General features: G+C 59.6%; 15 protein-coding genes, 1 tRNA gene, 2 rRNA genes and 1 pseudogene. 12 read left to right on the top strand and 7 right to left on the bottom strand.

Features of this window, described 5'->3' with window-relative positions:
- Positions 1 to 124 precede the first annotated feature (124 nt).
- On the bottom strand, positions 125 to 1345 hold the full coding sequence (locus tag ICL81_RS06605; protein ID WP_188034113.1) for a hypothetical protein: 1221 nt from the start codon (positions 1343 to 1345) through the stop codon (positions 125 to 127).
- Between the two features lie 114 nt (positions 1346 to 1459).
- Here ICL81_RS06605 and ICL81_RS06610 point away from each other — a divergent pair, with 114 nt between their 5' ends.
- From ICL81_RS06610 to ICL81_RS12180, 10 genes and pseudogenes are all read left to right on the top strand, one after another.
- Entirely contained in the window at positions 1460 to 1774 is a 315-nt protein-coding gene (locus ICL81_RS06610; RefSeq protein WP_188034114.1) for a hypothetical protein, read from the top strand.
- Positions 1775 to 1856: 82 nt separating this feature from the next.
- Positions 1857 to 2228, top strand: a complete 372-nt coding sequence (locus ICL81_RS06615) for a hypothetical protein (RefSeq protein ID WP_188034115.1) — start codon at positions 1857 to 1859, stop codon at positions 2226 to 2228.
- A complete protein-coding gene (locus ICL81_RS06620) occupies positions 2228 to 2524 on the top strand; it encodes a hypothetical protein (protein WP_188034116.1) in 297 nt (98 codons plus the stop codon). Before ICL81_RS06615 ends, ICL81_RS06620 begins: the two co-directional genes overlap by 1 nt.
- A gap of 229 nt (positions 2525 to 2753) precedes the next feature.
- Positions 2754 to 3419, top strand: coding sequence for an MT-A70 family methyltransferase (locus ICL81_RS06625; protein WP_188034117.1), 666 nt, complete (start codon positions 2754 to 2756; stop codon positions 3417 to 3419).
- Positions 3420 to 3466: 47 nt separating this feature from the next.
- Positions 3467 to 3640 (top strand): hypothetical protein, encoded by a 174-nt coding sequence (locus tag ICL81_RS06630; protein WP_188034118.1) that lies wholly within the window; start codon positions 3467 to 3469, stop codon positions 3638 to 3640.
- Positions 3641 to 3811: 171 nt separating this feature from the next.
- On the top strand, positions 3812 to 5989 hold the full coding sequence (locus tag ICL81_RS06635) for a type IV secretory system conjugative DNA transfer family protein (RefSeq protein ID WP_188034119.1): 2178 nt from the start codon (positions 3812 to 3814) through the stop codon (positions 5987 to 5989).
- A 292-nt stretch (positions 5990 to 6281) separates the two neighbouring features.
- Positions 6282 to 7112 (top strand): replication-relaxation family protein, encoded by an 831-nt coding sequence (locus tag ICL81_RS06640; protein ID WP_188034120.1) that lies wholly within the window; start codon positions 6282 to 6284, stop codon positions 7110 to 7112.
- 15 nt (positions 7113 to 7127) lie between these two features.
- Positions 7128 to 7445, top strand: coding sequence for a hypothetical protein (locus ICL81_RS06645; protein WP_188034121.1), 318 nt, complete (start codon positions 7128 to 7130; stop codon positions 7443 to 7445).
- On the top strand, positions 7442 to 8275 hold the full coding sequence (locus tag ICL81_RS06650; protein WP_188034122.1) for a hypothetical protein: 834 nt from the start codon (positions 7442 to 7444) through the stop codon (positions 8273 to 8275). Before ICL81_RS06645 ends, ICL81_RS06650 begins: the two co-directional genes overlap by 4 nt.
- A gap of 477 nt (positions 8276 to 8752) precedes the next feature.
- Positions 8753 to 9760, top strand: a pseudogene (locus ICL81_RS12180) (recombinase family protein); the annotation flags it as partial.
- A gap of 649 nt (positions 9761 to 10409) precedes the next feature.
- Here ICL81_RS12180 and ICL81_RS06665 read toward each other — a convergent pair.
- The 4 genes from ICL81_RS06665 to ICL81_RS06680 form a co-directional block, all read right to left on the bottom strand.
- Positions 10410 to 10484: transfer RNA gene (locus ICL81_RS06665), tRNA-Gln, on the bottom strand.
- Between the two features lie 150 nt (positions 10485 to 10634).
- Positions 10635 to 11933, bottom strand: a complete 1299-nt coding sequence (locus ICL81_RS06670) for a thymidine phosphorylase (RefSeq protein ID WP_188034123.1) — start codon at positions 11931 to 11933, stop codon at positions 10635 to 10637.
- A gap of 51 nt (positions 11934 to 11984) precedes the next feature.
- A complete protein-coding gene (locus ICL81_RS06675) occupies positions 11985 to 12425 on the bottom strand; it encodes a cytidine deaminase (protein WP_188034124.1) in 441 nt (146 codons plus the stop codon).
- On the bottom strand, positions 12422 to 13396 hold the full coding sequence (locus ICL81_RS06680; RefSeq protein WP_188034125.1) for a Ppx/GppA phosphatase family protein: 975 nt from the start codon (positions 13394 to 13396) through the stop codon (positions 12422 to 12424). The genes ICL81_RS06675 and ICL81_RS06680 overlap by 4 nt, the downstream gene beginning before the upstream one ends.
- A gap of 188 nt (positions 13397 to 13584) precedes the next feature.
- On the opposite strand from ICL81_RS06680, the gene ICL81_RS06685 reads away from it, so the two are divergent.
- Both ICL81_RS06685 and ICL81_RS06690 read left to right on the top strand, forming a co-directional pair.
- Positions 13585 to 14631 carry a DUF805 domain-containing protein gene (locus ICL81_RS06685; RefSeq protein WP_188034126.1) on the top strand — a complete coding sequence of 349 codons (1047 nt, stop codon included), beginning with the start codon at positions 13585 to 13587 and terminating at the stop codon, positions 14629 to 14631.
- Positions 14632 to 14774: 143 nt separating this feature from the next.
- The gene (locus tag ICL81_RS06690) at positions 14775 to 15434 is read left to right on the top strand and encodes a pentapeptide repeat-containing protein (RefSeq protein ID WP_188034127.1); all 660 of its coding nucleotides are present in this window, start codon (positions 14775 to 14777) and stop codon (positions 15432 to 15434) included.
- Between the two features lie 272 nt (positions 15435 to 15706).
- On the opposite strand, the gene rrf is transcribed toward ICL81_RS06690, so the two are convergent.
- Together rrf and ICL81_RS06700 are read right to left on the bottom strand one after the other, a co-directional pair.
- Positions 15707 to 15823 (bottom strand): 5S ribosomal RNA (gene rrf, locus ICL81_RS06695).
- Positions 15824 to 15988: 165 nt separating this feature from the next.
- Positions 15989 to 16108 (bottom strand): 23S ribosomal RNA (locus ICL81_RS06700); the annotation flags it as partial.

Genomic DNA, 16108 nt, shown 5'->3' on the forward strand with positions numbered 1-16108 from the left:
GAATGAATCGTGCTTATGGCCCATAGTCAGGGACAGTTCGAGCAATTCCAAGAACTGCGCACCAACAAGTAAGTAGGAGCCACCAAACATACCACCAGCCTGCTCCATCCGGAGCAGGCTTTTCCTATTCGCCGGACCCCTCGGAAGTCACCGTTCCCTTGACCATTTTGAACCTGACCGTGATGTAGCCAGCGTAAGGAAATCCAGCGGGGAGAATGCCGTTCATCTGCTCGTACCCAATCTGAGTCCCGCTAGGTGAGAAGATCTCTTCTCCAAGTATACGGCCACCATTCGGGTGAGCGTTATTCTCGAGCTTTGCACTCCCCGCTACGAACTGCGGGATGATTCCCGGATCGAAGTGCACCGTCGCACCATCCCAAATCTTGGTTGCATTATCAGAGCCAACGACGGCGAACACTGCCGCTCGGTCGCGCTCCATAATAAGAAACACACGTACACGAACCCCATACGCCCACGTTGCCGGGCCATCACTCGCGTCCGTGTCACAGCAATTTCTCACGTAAATACGAACGAAATACTCCTGATCCTTACGTGCCCAAACGTCGCTGTTCCACACATTCGGCACCTCCCAGCCTGGAATAGGTACCTGCCTGAGCGCCACGAAGCAGCGCTCATCTCCGATATGGGGGTTGTCACTACAACTATTGAGCGCCACATACGGAGAGCCGTCCTTGTATGAAAACATCTCGCGATGCGGACCCCAACCTCCCATGACCGTGGCACCAGGCACGTCGAGCAAGTGTGCCTGCGCTCGCTCATCATGGATACGATCAATTTCAGCGAGCATTACCCCAAAGATTGTTGCGGCGATGTCCGGCATCGGCCCCTGATTCAAGCTGAAACTACGGACAGCCTCGAGCTCGAAGAGACCCAGCAAATACGCTTTACGAACCGTGACAGCCTGCGAAAAGCTGGACTTTTTCGCGACCCCAGCGTGTGTACGAAGCTGCGCCAATGTTTCTCCATGTTTTGGTGGAGTGCCAGGGATAGGTTCGTTCTCATCTGGGGCGTTAACAAGGTTGAGAAGCACTCGAGCGGCGAAGAAGTCTCGAGAATCGATGGTGGGAGTTGCATCGTCGATGACGCTAAGGAGTAACTCCCAGCTGCGTTCAACTGACCATTTTTCGTTAGGGCCGAGTCGAAAGTGCGCATATTCCGACAGCGTGTCGTGGAGTTCCGCCCATCGCCCCATTCCCGTAGCAAGCTGGTAGGTTGCGTTTCCTTCCGCAGGGCGATCTACCACCCCCAGTAGCAATCGTTGCATCTGATTGACACTGCTCATCCATCGGGTGGAACCGGGCACAAGATCATCGGCGATCGTCATGCTCTCATTCTGTCATTCAAAAGCGCTCCCTATCTTTCCCTACATCCCCTATGTGCAGTTCTCGGCGTTCGCGCTGATGTTGTTGAACTCTCAGCAACTCAAGGAGGAACACCAATGAACGCTAACCCCCTCGCCACCGACCAGGCAGAAGCCCTCACCAGGCTCGCCGCACTCGCCAAGAAGCAGGGCATCCACCCAGACGAGTTCCGCACCCGTCTTGTCTACGAGTTCAGTGGTGATCTCGCCGATCAGATGCACAGGTATCTGGACGTCATGACCAAGCTCAGGGATGATCTGTCGCTGGTGTCACCCCAGCGCGGCGCAGCATTGGCTGCCGCATCCAAGCCGTTTTTGCAGGAGCTGAGCGCACTGTACGACTACCTCGTACACCTCAAGGAACATCCGCTGGATTGGCCCGCCAAGCAGTAGCCCAGAACGGGGTGGACGGTCCGAGCCGTCCACCCCAAGTCCACAATCTTCCTCCTCATTTTCAAACAGAAAAGGATTCATCATGTCGAACGAAATCTCTCTTTTTGGGGAGCAGCGCAGCGGGGCGCTCGGCCCACTGTTCTCCCCACCGACCACTCGTCAGGTGCGCCGTGACGTCGAGCAGGTGCAGGCACGAGGTCAAGTCGCGATCGCTGGTGTAGCGATGCGTCACCAGCTCCGGCAGGCGGAACTCGCTTCCCAGGCGACGCTCCGCGCGGCGGAAGAACACGCCCAGTCCTATCTCACAGCGACTGCGCTCAGTAACACTGCCGCATTGGTGGCGCAGGCCAAGTCCCACGCAAAGACTACGCCGGAGGGTGCACACCTGTATGAGGCAATTGTCACCGGGTATGCGCAGGGCGCGATCCATCGTTCTCAGCGAGGACTGCTCTGATGCACCCCGCAGAATTCATCGTGACGATCGCAGCAGCCAGCAGTGTCAGCTTCCTTATCGGCTGTGCTGTCGTCTTCGGCATTGAAGCGTTCCTCGAAGGCTTCGGTGACTGGCGGCAGTCTCGTCACCAGCGGAAACTCGCACGCATTGAAGAAGACCTCGACGATGCGCAAGAAGAGCTTCGGCACACGATCCTCGAACTCGCCGAGCAGCTGGCTGTTGACCGCGACGAAGCTTCCCGGGCTCTCACTCGGGCCGCCTATCTCACCTCCGGCACTATCAAGCGGGCCGACTAGCAGTACTTCGGTTCGGCCATGCGTTGTTCATTTCACAACATGCGGGAATGCCGCCATCTCTACACCTTGGCGTCAGCGGTGCAGGGCAGGGCTCGGTATTCCGCTCGCTCATGTCTTGTCGGCTGCGGTTCCCGGTCCGAACATTGACCCCTCCGCGCCGCTCATCCATAACTCATCTGCAAGCCGCCCACGCTACACAGCGTGAGGGCCTTGAAAGGAGCACATTCACATGACCACCACCCACACCACCAGTTCATCTGCCGACACAGAGCGCTGCGCACGACTGGCCCGCTTTGGCACCGACACCAAGATCCGTGTCTGGTACGTCGATCCGCCCTGGGATATCGCCCAAAAAGGGAAGCGCGGCGCGATCCAGCACTACGACCTGATGACCTTGGAGCGCATCAAACAGATGGGACCGCTCATCCAAGAACTCAGTGACGAGAACGCGACGCTGCTCATGTGGGTGACGAACGCGGCCCTTCCGGCCGGGCTCGACGTGCTCCGCGATTGGGGCTTCGAGTTTAAATCTCACGCAGCGTGGGATAAGTACTACATGGGACTCGGCACGTATTTTCGTTCGAGTCACGAAACCTTGCTGCACGGAGTGCGCGGCAAAGCACCATTCAAGTACCGGGCGCAGCGCTCTACGCTGCTGTTCCCGCGCACTGAGCACAGCAGGAAGCCCGACGAGATGATTCCCCTTATCGAGCGGATTCTCGACGGACCCTACGCGGAACTCTTTGCCCGACGCCGTCCGAATTCCCGCTCGCAGTGGCTGGTGTGGGGCAACGAGGTTGACTCCGATTTCATGCTGCCGGGATACCCGGTACCCAGTGACGCGAAATTCACGCAACTGCCTGAGGCCGGCGGTGGAGGGCCTCGTGATGACTAATGCCTTACAACTCAACGTCCAAGTCCATCGAAAGGGAGATGAGTCCAGTGGGGATGAAGTTCCTGAAGTTCTGTCTTGCTGTGCTCGCAGGCATCATCGTGCTGTATCTCGCGTTCTGTCTGCTCGCCCAGTTCTGGGTAGGGATCGTCGCCGCTGGACTCGTCATCTTCGCGACCTGGCTGGGGATTCTCGTGTGGCGGTGGCGGCGGGGCGGCTGGTGAGAAGCATGACCATGTTCGCCTCTGTCATGTCGTTGTGGAATACACAACGACGCTTGACAGACCCCGTGGAATCGTTCATAACTGGCCGGACCCCGCTCATGGGGCTCACCGCACGACCTACACCGACCGTACGTAATCGTCAGCCGGAGATTCTCCGGAAGAAGGTGTGCCATGCGTGACCCCATTTCATTCATCCGGCTTCTGCCGACCCCCGAAGCCACGTCGGCAGAGGTGTATCGGCTGCTCGATCTCTTGAGCCCTGCCGGAACACCCCGTCCGCTGGTCTTTGAAGCCTACGCCGGCGACGATGGTATCCGTCATTTCATTGGTCGCGACGCTTCAGGCAAGGCCCCGCTACGCACCCTCATTCGTGCCCAGCTGCCTGGTTCACTGCTACTGCGCACCAAACGACCCACTCCGCCGGATCGCGTCGCAAGGCTCAAAGCATCCCCACGGGCGATACCCCTCAGCGACAGTGCACTCGAAGCCACGCTGCATGCCCTCTATGGCGCGTTGGCAGGGCGTCGTAACGGCGAGACAATCGCTCTCCAGGTCGTCTTTGGCCGCGGATACCGGCCAATGACGGTGCCTGCCAAGATCGCAGACCCGGCACCGTCTCTAGCCCAACTGCTTCTGCGCGGGGGCAGCACGGCACCGACGGAGACTCGGAAGCGTGTTTCTGCGCATGCGGCAGCACCGAGAATCGAGGTGACCGTCCGAGTCGGGGTGAGTGCGGCGACGCCCGAGCGTCGTCGCATGCTTCGCGGTCAGCTGCTTGGGGCGCTCGCGCAGTTGGAAGCCCCAGGTACGAAGCTCTCGCTGACACCCGAACCTCCAAATAAGTGGGTGACGGCTCGTCCAGCCTTCTGGGGTATCCCGATGAGTGCTGCGGTACTCACGCCACTACTGTGCTGGCCAGTTGATGGGCTCCCGTTACCGGGGCTGCCACCACAGCACCCGAAGCTTCTTCCGCCGCCCAAAGGCGTGACAACGGATGAATCAGTGTTCGCCGTCACTACAGCACCAGGAATTGACAAACAGGTTGGGCTGACCTCGGCATCGCGGTTGCAGCATCTCGCTATTACTGGCGGCACCGGATCAGGCAAAAGCCAAATCTTTGCGCTGCTCTCCCTCGCAGATATTACAGCGGAGAGGCCGCTCGTGTTGATTGAGCCGAAGCGGCAGTTGGTCGACGCAATCGTTGCCCGCGCATCCAAGGAAGCGATCGGCAGAATCGTAGTGATCGATGCGGCAGATGATCGTCCTGTCGGGTTCAACCCGCTTGATATCGGTGACCGAGATCCTGGCCCGGTGGTTGACGGCATCCTCGAGGTGTTCAAGACGGTCTTCGCTGACGGATGGGGTCCCCGAACGGAGGATCTGCTGCATGTTGCCCTGCACTCATTGTGTGCTAGCGGAATGCGGCGCGGGAAACCTCATACGCTCCTCGACCTCCTGCCACTGATCTCGGATGACGGCTACCGACGCAGCGTTATCGGGGCTGTCGCCGATGATCCGACGCTCGCTACCTACTGGGCGACCTTCAACGGGCTCAGTCCTGCGCACCGTGCCTCCATCACAGCTGCGCCGCTCAATAAGCTGCGCAAATATGTCCTGCGAAAGAACATCGCCGCGATCCTCGGGCAGCCCCGACCCAAGCTTCGGCTCCGAGACATTTGGAAAAGCAACCTTGCTGTCTTGGTGCCGCTCAATGATGCCCTCATTGGGCCGGGTGCCGCGCAGCTTCTTGGCGGGCTGATCGTCTCCGAGCTCTGGCTCGCCACCCAGGAACGTGCCCTCGAGAAGCATCCGCAGAAGCGCCCAGGGATGGTATTTGTCGATGAAGTGCAGCGCTATCTCCATTTGCCGACCTCGATCGATGATGCCTTGGCAACGAGCCGCTCCTATGGTGTTGGATGGCATCTTGCCGCTCAGGGGCGATCGCAGCTCCCCAAGACACTGGCATTCGCGTTGGAGCTGAATGCCCGTAACCAGATCACTTTCGCGGCCAGCCCCAACGACGCGACCGCGCTCGCGAAGACCACTACCAAGCTCACCCGTGAAGATTTCCAGAGTCTTGGACGCTTTGAGATCTACGCGAATCTCGTGGTCGACGGCGCACCGGCAGGTTGGTTCTCCGCCCGTACCTTGCCACCAAGAAAACTGACCGGGCAAGGGAAGAAGATTCGTGCTGCCTACCGTGCAGCGTTCGGGGCCGACCCAGCGTCCCCGCAGCAGTCGTCAAAACGACAACCGGCAGGGAATACGGAGGGTACGCTACAGACCCCGAGGACAGATTCCGCCGCTGCTGCACCGCCTGGGAACCAGCGGAAACGGAGGCGACCATGAATGCGCACACTCGCAGAACCGTGGTAAATCTCGCGACAGCGAGAAGTGTCGGCGCTATTCCGATCACACTTCCAGCCACTCCCTCGACAGCAGCCAATTATTCCCATACTTCCGCCGACCGATGGCCGAACAGGGATGGGACTCCCGCTCAGATGAGCGGGGCGCGGGGCCACCAGTGGGCGCGACCAAGGAGCCGAGCTGGGAGGCGAGAAGGGGTGCCGTAGTTCAGACCTGAGTGACTTGCTGTTCTTTGACAATTCATAACTGACGCTCATTGAAAGGAGGTGCCGAGATGGCCCCAGAACGATCCCCCTATAAGATCACCGAGTTGCGTGCTCAGCTCACTGACCGTGACCTGCGCGTGCTCGAAGCACTGGAACGTTTCCGGCTGCTTGACACCCGGCTGGTGCAGCGGCTGGAGTTCCCTGCGTACGAGGGTGGCCCACACCGTACCCAGGGCTCCGCCACGCGGACGGCGCTTCGGGTACTTACGCGGCTGGAGGGGCACGGCCTAGCCTCCCGCGTCGGGCGACGTGTGGGCGGTGTCGGGCACGGCTCAACCCAAACCGTATGGCACCTCGGCAGTACCGGAGAACGGCTCCTACGCGCCCTCCGGGGCGTGCGTGGCCGTCGCCGTTACGTCGACCCCTCCCACGGCTTCCAAACCCACACCTTGGCGGTCGCCCGGTTCGCCGCATGCCTCATTGAAGAGGCGAGAAGTGGCAGCTTCGAGATTCTCGAGCTACAGGCCGAACCGGCAACGTGGCAGCAGTTTCATGCCGCGCACGGCGGCGCACAAACCCTCAAGCCTGACCTGTATGTCGTCACCGCAGACAGTGAGTCCGAGACGCACAGCTTCGTGGAGATCGACCTCGACACTGAGCATCTCCCGGCGATCATTCGCAAGTGCCGTCTCTACCAGCAGCACTTCCAAAGCGGTGCCGTGCAAGCCGAACACGACGGCCTCTACCCGGGCATTGTCTGGGTGACCCCAGATGAGGTGCGGGCGAGCAAAATCCAGCAGGTCATCTCGAAGGATCAGACCCTCACGCCAGGCCTATTCCGCACCGGCACCAGCACAACGACGCTCCCCATTGTCGCCCCGTATTCACCAACTGTATGAGGAAGGAGAAACACCATGAACTCATCACCATCAACCACCACAACTCCGTCAACGCAAATCAGCGCACCAGACCAGAGCGAGAAAGCCACCCAGATCATTAAGCTGGCGCTTCTCCTCGAACCCGAAGCCCAGGGGATTGCGGTCGCCAGGATCATCGCAGCTACTCTGCACGACGGCCCTGGCACCGCACTCGAACGCTTCGCCGCAACCGGAAACCTCGATGCCGAGTCCGTGCTCGATGAACTGAACGATGTACGTGTGCCATTCGAGCAGGAAGCCTGGGTCGATGCCCTCGCCAGACACATCCTCTTCACGAAGGGAGGCCAGTCATGAACACCCCCGAACAATTCACCCGGAGTGGCGAGTACTTACCACGTCCAGCGGTGGAGTCAGATACTACTGACTGGCGTCGGATCGAGGTCGCTTCACACCGGTTTGGCGACTTCATCGCGGGCGGTATTGCCAAGGCAGTGGAGCAGCGCACCGATATCGAGAAGGGTACGGCTCGCACGATCGCACATGTCCTCGGCCGTGGTATCGGACGGATGAGCGCACTGGCTGATTTCGGTCGCACCGGCGACGGTGACTACGAACGCATCCGCGACGAATACCTCACCCTCTACCAAGACCCTGATGCACCAGCCTGGGCCAGGGAGCAGATCGACTGGCTCGGCACATTCCTCATCCACCGCGACTTCCCAAACGCGCAGACTACCGACCACTGGGAGCAACGCCCGTTCACACTCGAAAAGCTCCTCGTCCCGACCGTTATGGTTGTTGATGACCGGGCGGTCGTCACTCATGTGCCCGGCAACTACGGCAGCAGCGCTATCGCAGACCTTGGCGAAACCCTTCTGGAGCTGCAAGCTCACGAAGACGCCGGGCTCCGTGCCTTTCTCTCCCTGCCTGACGTGAATGCCATGAGCGGCAGAATCATGGAGGACTTTGACGAGCACTACGTCAGAACATACCGCGACATTGAGGACGCCGTGCACGAGCTGGCCGAGGTCGATGAGCGTGAACGTGAGGTCACTGAGTACGCCAGCGAACGGCACTTGTTCTTCGACACGATTCAGCCCGACTTCGAAGCACTCATTGACGAAGCCCGTGAGGGATACGACTTCGTTGAGGAAGAGGGCAGGGTCTATGTCTTCAGCAAATAGACGGCGTCTGGATAAGTCTCCGCCACAGCTCGACGCCTCTACACGAACAAAGCGTGTAGCCCGGGCGACCCTGGTCAGAAAGAAAAAACCGGATATTCGCTTGCTTGCCCGAGCGCTACTGAATCTTGCAGCGCACGAGCGGGGTCGGCGCAGCGAGTTTGACACTCAGGAGAACATATCTCCAGCAGATGATGACGGCACTTTTGGCCATAGGCCGAGGTAAAAGATACATCGTGGAGCCTTCGGGGGTGAACCCGATGAGTTTGCCTTGGAATAGGTAGCTGGACTGGACTTCTTGCCCAGATCGAGCGTCAATGCGAAGAGTCATAAGAGGAAAGGAGCCTGCAAATGTTCGAAGATCTAGAAGCCCCACTAGGCAGTGAGGGTGCCACCACGAAACCGATAGTGAATTCCATCACCGGCCTGGAACACCTTGCGACAGCATGGAGCGACGAGCCGAGCACAAGCGCAAATACGATGACCTCTCAAGCCGTGCTTTACCTTCGCGTCTCGACGCCGCGTCAACTTCACACGGCCGCTGACCTCGACGAGGACGGCAACAGTATCGCCACTCAACGGGTCGAGGCGATGCGGAAGGTACGCGAACTCCGTGCAACTGTAAGTAGGGAATTCATTGAACCCGGTCAGTCCGCTCAGACGATCAGCAAGCGCGCCGAGTTTAAGAAGCTGCTGCGCTATCTCGACGAACATCCCGAGGTGAAGTTCGTCGTGATCTATATGCGTTCACGTGTGTTTCGTAACTTCACCGACGCGGCAATCACAAAGCGACAGCTCCTCGAAAAAGGCGTGCGCCTGATCTCCGCGAAAGAGGAGTTCGGCGAGGGGTACATGGCCGACGCGATGGAAGCCATCACGGACGTCATGAATGAAGTCCAAGTCAGGATGAACGGCGAGGACGTCAAAGTCAAGATGGCTCACAAAGTCGAACAAGGCGGCTCGGTCGGTCGCGCCAAGCTCGGCTATCTCAACGTCCGAAAGGACTTCAGTGGCCGACTCGTGAACACAATCGATGTTGACCCGATCCGAGGCCCACTAATTGCGTGGGCGTTCGAGCAGTATGCAACCGGCAACTACTCAGTAGCCCAACTTCGAGACATCATGGAGGAGCAAGGCCTCACGACTCGGGCATCCCCCGCAAGGGCAGAGCGGCCCGTCAGCCATAGTCGTCTGGCGGGGATTCTTCGCGACCCCTATTACACGGGAGTTAACCGATACAAGGGCAAACTCTACGCCGGGCGACACGAACCGCTGATCTCTAAGGAAGTTTTTCTCAAAGCTCAAACCTTGCTGGATCAGCGATCACAACGTGGGGACAAAGACGTCACGCATTTTCATTACTTCAAAGGAATCATCTACTGCGCCCGCTGCGAAAAGAACGGTCGCCGCAGCAGGTTGCTTTATAGCCAAGCAGCGGGCAACGGTGGGGTATATGAATACTTCGTCTGCACAGCCAAGCAGCGTCGCCTCTGCGATATGCCATGGCTGCGCATTGAAGTTGTTGAACGAGCCGTCAAAGAAGCGATCATCTCCGAGGGGTTCGCGCCCAGCAATATTGATCAGCTCAAACAGCTGGTTGTCGATGCAGTGAATAGCATCCTCATGTCCGATAAGGAAGCGAAAGCTCACCTGCGCAAACAACTCACCAAGCTCGAGGCGCAGGAGGAACGGTTAATCAATCTCGCAGCAACAGGGACAGCTGCCATTGAAAAAGTACACACACAGCTCGAGAAGGTGTCTCTTCAGAAAGCGGCGGTCGCGGAGAAGCTCAAAAACACCGCCGAGCGACTGCAGTACGGCGTCGAAATGACGGTGGCTTACCTCGACCTACTTGGAGACACTGGCACCATCTACGCCAATGCGCCTGACGACGTACGTCGGGATGTGTTGATTGCTCTCTATAGCGAGATCTTCATCGACGCAGATGAGGGCATTGTCGAAGCGATCCCCCAGCAAAATGAGGCGACTAGGCTCGTACACAGCCTCCAGAACCTAGAAACAACGGGCAAACAACCAGTTCTGAGCAAGACGAGAGCCCCTCGAACGAATTCGAAGGGCTCTCAAACCGTAACGAGCTTGACCAGTCCATTTGACCATGGTTCGACAAACTCGTATGTGGCTGGGATACCAGGACTCGAACCTAGAATGACGGTACCAGAAACCGTAGTGTTGCCAATTACACCATATCCCAATGTGGATTGTTGTCTTTCAGAAGCTCTTTCGAACCGCTCCAACGAGATATAACTTTACCCACTGGAACGCCTGTCGGCAAAATCGAGGCCCCTTCTGCGCGTTTCCCGCGCGCGTTGCGTTGAATTCTCAACGATTTGGCGGGGACGCCCTACTCACTTATACGGTCGCGCACGAGCGGGGAATGGGCAACGCTTTGCAGATCCGCGCCAGAATCGATGTCCCATGCGCCTTCAAGTGCCTCGATCGCACGCGCAAAGCGACCACCGTCATCAGCAGATAGGGTCATCAGCGGCTGACCGGCCGTCACCAGGTCGCCCGGTTTTGCGTGCAGATCGATTCCTGCAGCGAACACGACGGCGTCTTCCGCGCGGGCTCGACCTGCCCCGAGTCGCCATGCGGCTACTCCGACAGCAAGTGCATCGAGCCTTGTGAGCACGCCTGTCATCGGCGCGACGATGGTGTGGGTCTCGCGCGGGATCGGCAGCGCGGCATCTGGGTCACCACCCTGGGCGCGGATCATCCGCCGCCACGCATCCATCGCACGTCCATCGTCGAGTGCCGTTTCGACGTCAGCGTCTGGCTGCCCCGCGAGCGCAAGCATCTCCCGAGCAAGGGTTACCGTGAGTTCACGGACGTCGGCTGGACCGCCACCGGCGAGCACTTCGACCGATTCCCGCACCTCATTCGCGTTGCCAATTGCGCGACCAAGCGGGGTATTCATATCTGTGAGCAACGCTGTCGTGCGCACACCGGAGTCGACGCCGAGCGCCACCATGGTCTCGGCAAGCTCACGCGCGAGCGCGTAGTCCTGCATGAACGCGCCTGAACCGAACTTTACGTCGAGCACGAGCGAGTCAGTGCCCTCGGCGATCTTCTTCGACATGATGCTCGAGGCGATAAGCGGGATCGAGTTCACCGTACCCGTCACGTCGCGCAGCGCATACAGCTTCTTGTCTGCGGGCGCGAGGCCGGAGCCGGCAGCGCAGATCACTGCCCCGACGTCTTCGAGCTGCGCGAACAGCTCCTCGTTCGTCAGCGCCGCACGCCAGCCGGGGATCGACTCGAGTTTGTCGAGCGTGCCACCCGTGTGACCAAGTCCGCGACCGGACAGCTGCGGCACAGCAACTCCAAACGAAGCAACGAGCGGCGCGAGGGGCAACGTGATCTTGTCGCCAACGCCACCCGTTGAGTGCTTATCGACGGTCACCTTTGACAGCGCACCAAACGACATCCGCTCCCCCGACGCGATCATTGCGTCAGTGAGTACGCGGATCTCCTCACGTGCCATCCCGTTGAGAAACACCGCCATTGCAAACGCCGCCATTTGTGGATCCGAGACATACCCACGGGTGTACGCGTCAACTAGCCAGCGCAGCTCCGCCTCAGGCACGGCGCCGCCATCACGCTTTACACGGATCACATCAACTGCATCAAACGGTTCAAGCATGAAGTTTGTCCTTCTCTCGTTCTGTGTCTCTTGTGGTCACGCGCACCGGAGCTAGCCGGGACGCACCTCGTCTGCACTGAATGCCGCTGGCAGGAGTTCTTCCATTGAGTACTCGCGATCTAGACCCTGCAAGACAAAGCTCGCAGCCGCGTGCTCAGAAATCAGCTGACGGCACCGACCACACGGCATCACGATGCGCGGATCAGCGCCAGCATCACCACCCACGCAAATGAGCGCGGCGAGCTCGCCACCGCCCGAGGCGTGGAGCTCTGACACAACGCCGCACTCGGCACACAGGGTCAGCCCGTATGACGCGTTTTCAACGTTGCACCCGGTCACGATGCGTGGGACGCCGAGTCCATGACCAGAACCACCGAAAACGAGCGCTGCAGCACCCACGGTGAAGTTTGAATATGGCGCATAGGCATCAACGCGCGCACTCACGGCTGCTGCGTACAACTGATCGAAGAGGTCAGGGGCGCCTTCGGTCATGACTGCACGCCACGGAAGCTTTCAGTGACCGGATCAGCGCCGCGGCCATCGAGCGCATCGATGTAGCGCAGCACGATACCCTCGCGCAGCGCCCAGGGCGAGATGGTCAGCGTCTCAACACCGAACACCTTCATCGCAGTGCGCAGCACCACCGCACCAGCAATGATCTGATAGCCGCGCTCAGGAGTGATACCCGGCAGGTACTCGCGCACCGAACCTGGCATCTGACGCAGCGTCGGCTCCCACTCACGCAGGCCCGCATAGTGCAACTGAGCAAGGTCACCGGTGACCGGATCGGGCGGCCCGCCAACGAGTCGCGCCAGTGATCGAATCGTCTTCGATGTACCAACGACGCGCTTCGGATTGGGACGGTCTGCGAAGAGCTCATCACGCACCTTCGTGAACTCTGCGCGCGCATGGGCGCGCAACGCCGACACTGCCTCTCGTGAGGGCGGATCTTCCCGCAAGTAGTTAATAGTCGTGCGGCCAGCACCCAGCGGCAGCGAAACCTGCACTTCGGGATACTCGTCAACGCCCTGCGCGATCTCGAATGAGCCGCCACCAATATCAAAAAGCAGGATCTCCCCTGCGGACCAGCCGAGCCAACGACGTACCGCGAGCATCGTGATCCGCGCTTCGTCTTCGCCAGACAAGACCTGCAAGGGGATACCGGTCTCCCGCTCGATGCGAGCAAGCACCTCTGGACCGTTGGCCGCCTCGCGGATCGCGCTCGTCGCAGTAGCAATCAGGTCGTCGACGCCGATCTCACGCACAACGCGAACTGCGTTGCGGATCGCGTCAACGAGCAGCTGCACGCCCTCCCCCGTAATTGCACCCTCAGCATCGAGGTACCGCATGAGACGTAGCGTGGTGCGCTCACTCTGGTACGGGTTGGGGCTCGCGCCCGGGTGGGCGTCGACCACGAGCAGGTGGACAGTATTTGATCCGACATCGATGACTCCGAGGCGCATGTGGATGAGTCTATCTACGACCACCGACAAGTGCAGCGCGCCTGTGGATTCCCAAGAGAAATCACTCAATTGACGGCGCACGCAAAGGATTCCCATACAGATGACAGAAACATGCGTACGCTTGAAGTATCAGCCGGCTTCGTGCGGGCTGTCCATGCACGCGCTCTCACTCAAGGAGAAGAAGCACCATGACGAACCTGCCACCCGAGGGCCCGCAGAACCCTGACGAGAACGCACCCGAGGTCACCCCCGAGGCGGCTCCCGCGGCACCGGCCGCTCCTGCAGCTCCCGAAGTTCCCGCGACTGACCAGACTGCGCCCGAGGCTCCAACCGCACCTGCAGCCCCGGCTGCACCGGCCGCACCAGTTGCACCCGCGGTTCCGGCCAACGATGCGCCTGCGGCTCCGGCCGCACCGGCAGCACCGGCAGCACCGGCCTACGGCGCGCCTCCGGCAGATGCTGGCTACACGGCACCGGCTGTCTACCCCGCGGCTAATGCAGCACCCGCAGCACCTGCAGCACCCGCAGCACCGACTTACGGTGCTCCTGCAGCTCCCGCTTATGGCGCACCTGCGTACCAGCAGGCTGCTCCCGGTTACCCGTATCAGCAGCCGCAGGGCGCTGGCGTTCCCGGCCCCGGTGAACCCTTCGACGGCGCGATTGACCCTATGGACCTCAGCCGCCCACTGTATGGCGCGACCTTCGGTCAGGCAATCAAGCGTTACTTCAAGTCCTACGCCAAGTTCTCGGGCCGCGCATCGCGCAGCGAGTACTGGTGGTCGTACCTGTTCGTATCGTTGCTTGCGATCATCCCGACGATCATTTTCACCATCGGCATGTTCATGGTGCTGCCAGCACTGTCGTACATGGATTACTACAGCTATGACTACGGCTACGGTAATGGCTACGGCAACCCGTACATGGGCGTACCGAGCGCGGGTGGTGTGCTCATGATGGTCGTCGGCGGAATTATGCTTCTCGTGCTCTGGCTCGGCACCCTCGTGCCCCAGATCGCGATTTCGTGGCGCCGTCTGCACGATGGCAACTTCCCCGGAACTCTTTGGCTCATCGGTCTTGCCGGATTCATCCCGTACCTGGGCTACATCGCAAGCATTGCGCTGATCGTGTTCTTCATCTTGCCGTCGAAGGCAGCAGGACGCCGCTTTGACCGAGACCTCAGCTACGGGCAGCCGGTTGCACAGCAGGCCCCGTACCAGTACCCGCCCCAGGCGTAATACCGGTACAGCCCACAATGGCCCTGGCGGCCGCCGCATCACTTACGATGCAGGCGACTGCCAGGGCCATTTGGTTTCTCTGAGCGGATCTCCCAACCCACACAGCGTTCAGCAGTGTCGGAGGCTACCGCTAGGGTAAACCCATGCCAAAGCTCGCGAAAGACACAACTCCACAGGTCAGCCCACTTCAACTTCCACACCTCGCGGAAGGCTATGCCGGCGACTTAGAGCCCGGCTGCGATCTTGATGGCCTCCAGTTCTCGAAGGAGGAGCTTCCCGCTGACCTTTCGGGCGCCTCTTTCCTCGACTGCGAGCTCGTAGATTGCGCTGTGGAGCGATTACAGCTTCGTGGTGGACGGATGATCCAGACGCACCTCAATCGCCTCGCAGCACCCGGTCTCGCAGCCGCAGGCAGCACTTGGCGTGACGTCGAGATAACGGCTTCGCGCCTGGGCGCAGTGGACGTACCTGATGCAGAGGTTCGACGTGTGCTCATTGTTGATTCGAAGCTCGGTTGGGTCAATCTTCGTGGCGCGAACGTTCGCGACGTCATTTTCCGCAATTGCACGCTCGACGAAGTCGACCTCGGCGGAGCGAAAGTCGACCGCGTACAGTTCGAGAACTGCCGCACGAGAAAGCTCACTCTCAACCGAGCACAGGCAAAGAACCTCGATCTCCGAGGTCTCGACTTCGAAGCTTTCGAGGGATTCGAAGGCTTGCGTGGAGCAGTTCTCTCGCACGAGCAGCTCATGTACATGACCACAGCCTTCGCTGATCATCTTGGCATCACCGTCGCAGATTAAGAGGCCGAACAGGCCACACAGGGGCACGAGCGAACAGAACGCTGCAGGAACATTCGTGGAGCTCACTCAAGCCCGTCCCCTTGTCATCGCACGCAGTGCCTCACACCTCCCTGGTTAGGTGCCCGGATTTAGGGCACAAAAAAAGGGGGGCCCGCCCCCTAGAACAGACCCGAAAGCCTACCCCAGGAAGCGAACCCCCCTACAAAATAGCGAAAGGGAACAACCCCAGCAATCATTGCTGAAAGGCTATCCCCTCTCACCCACCAAAAGGTGTCCGGCGGTGACCTACTCTCCCACACCCTCCCGAGTGCAGTACCATCGGCGCTGTCAGTCTTAGCTTCCGGGTTCGGAATGCAACCGGGCGTTTCCCTGACGCTATAACCACCGTAACTCTATGAACATATCAACCACACCAGAATACCCAACCCACCCACTCAAGAGCGAATCAGACATGCTGTCTGGCGTGGCTTCTCGTACATCAAGAACCACAAAGTGAACGCGAACAATATCGTTTAAGAATCCCGAAATCCATGCCCCTCAACTTAATGAGGGAGAATATCAAGTCATCGGCTTATTAGTACCAGTCAGCTCCACACGTTACCGCGCTTCCACATCTGGCCTATCAACCCAGTCATCTACTGGGAGCCTCACAGACCGAAGTCTACGGAGATCTC

This window comes from Leucobacter sp. cx-328, from assembly GCF_014530035.1.
Classification (GTDB): Bacteria; Actinomycetota; Actinomycetes; order Actinomycetales; family Microbacteriaceae; genus Leucobacter.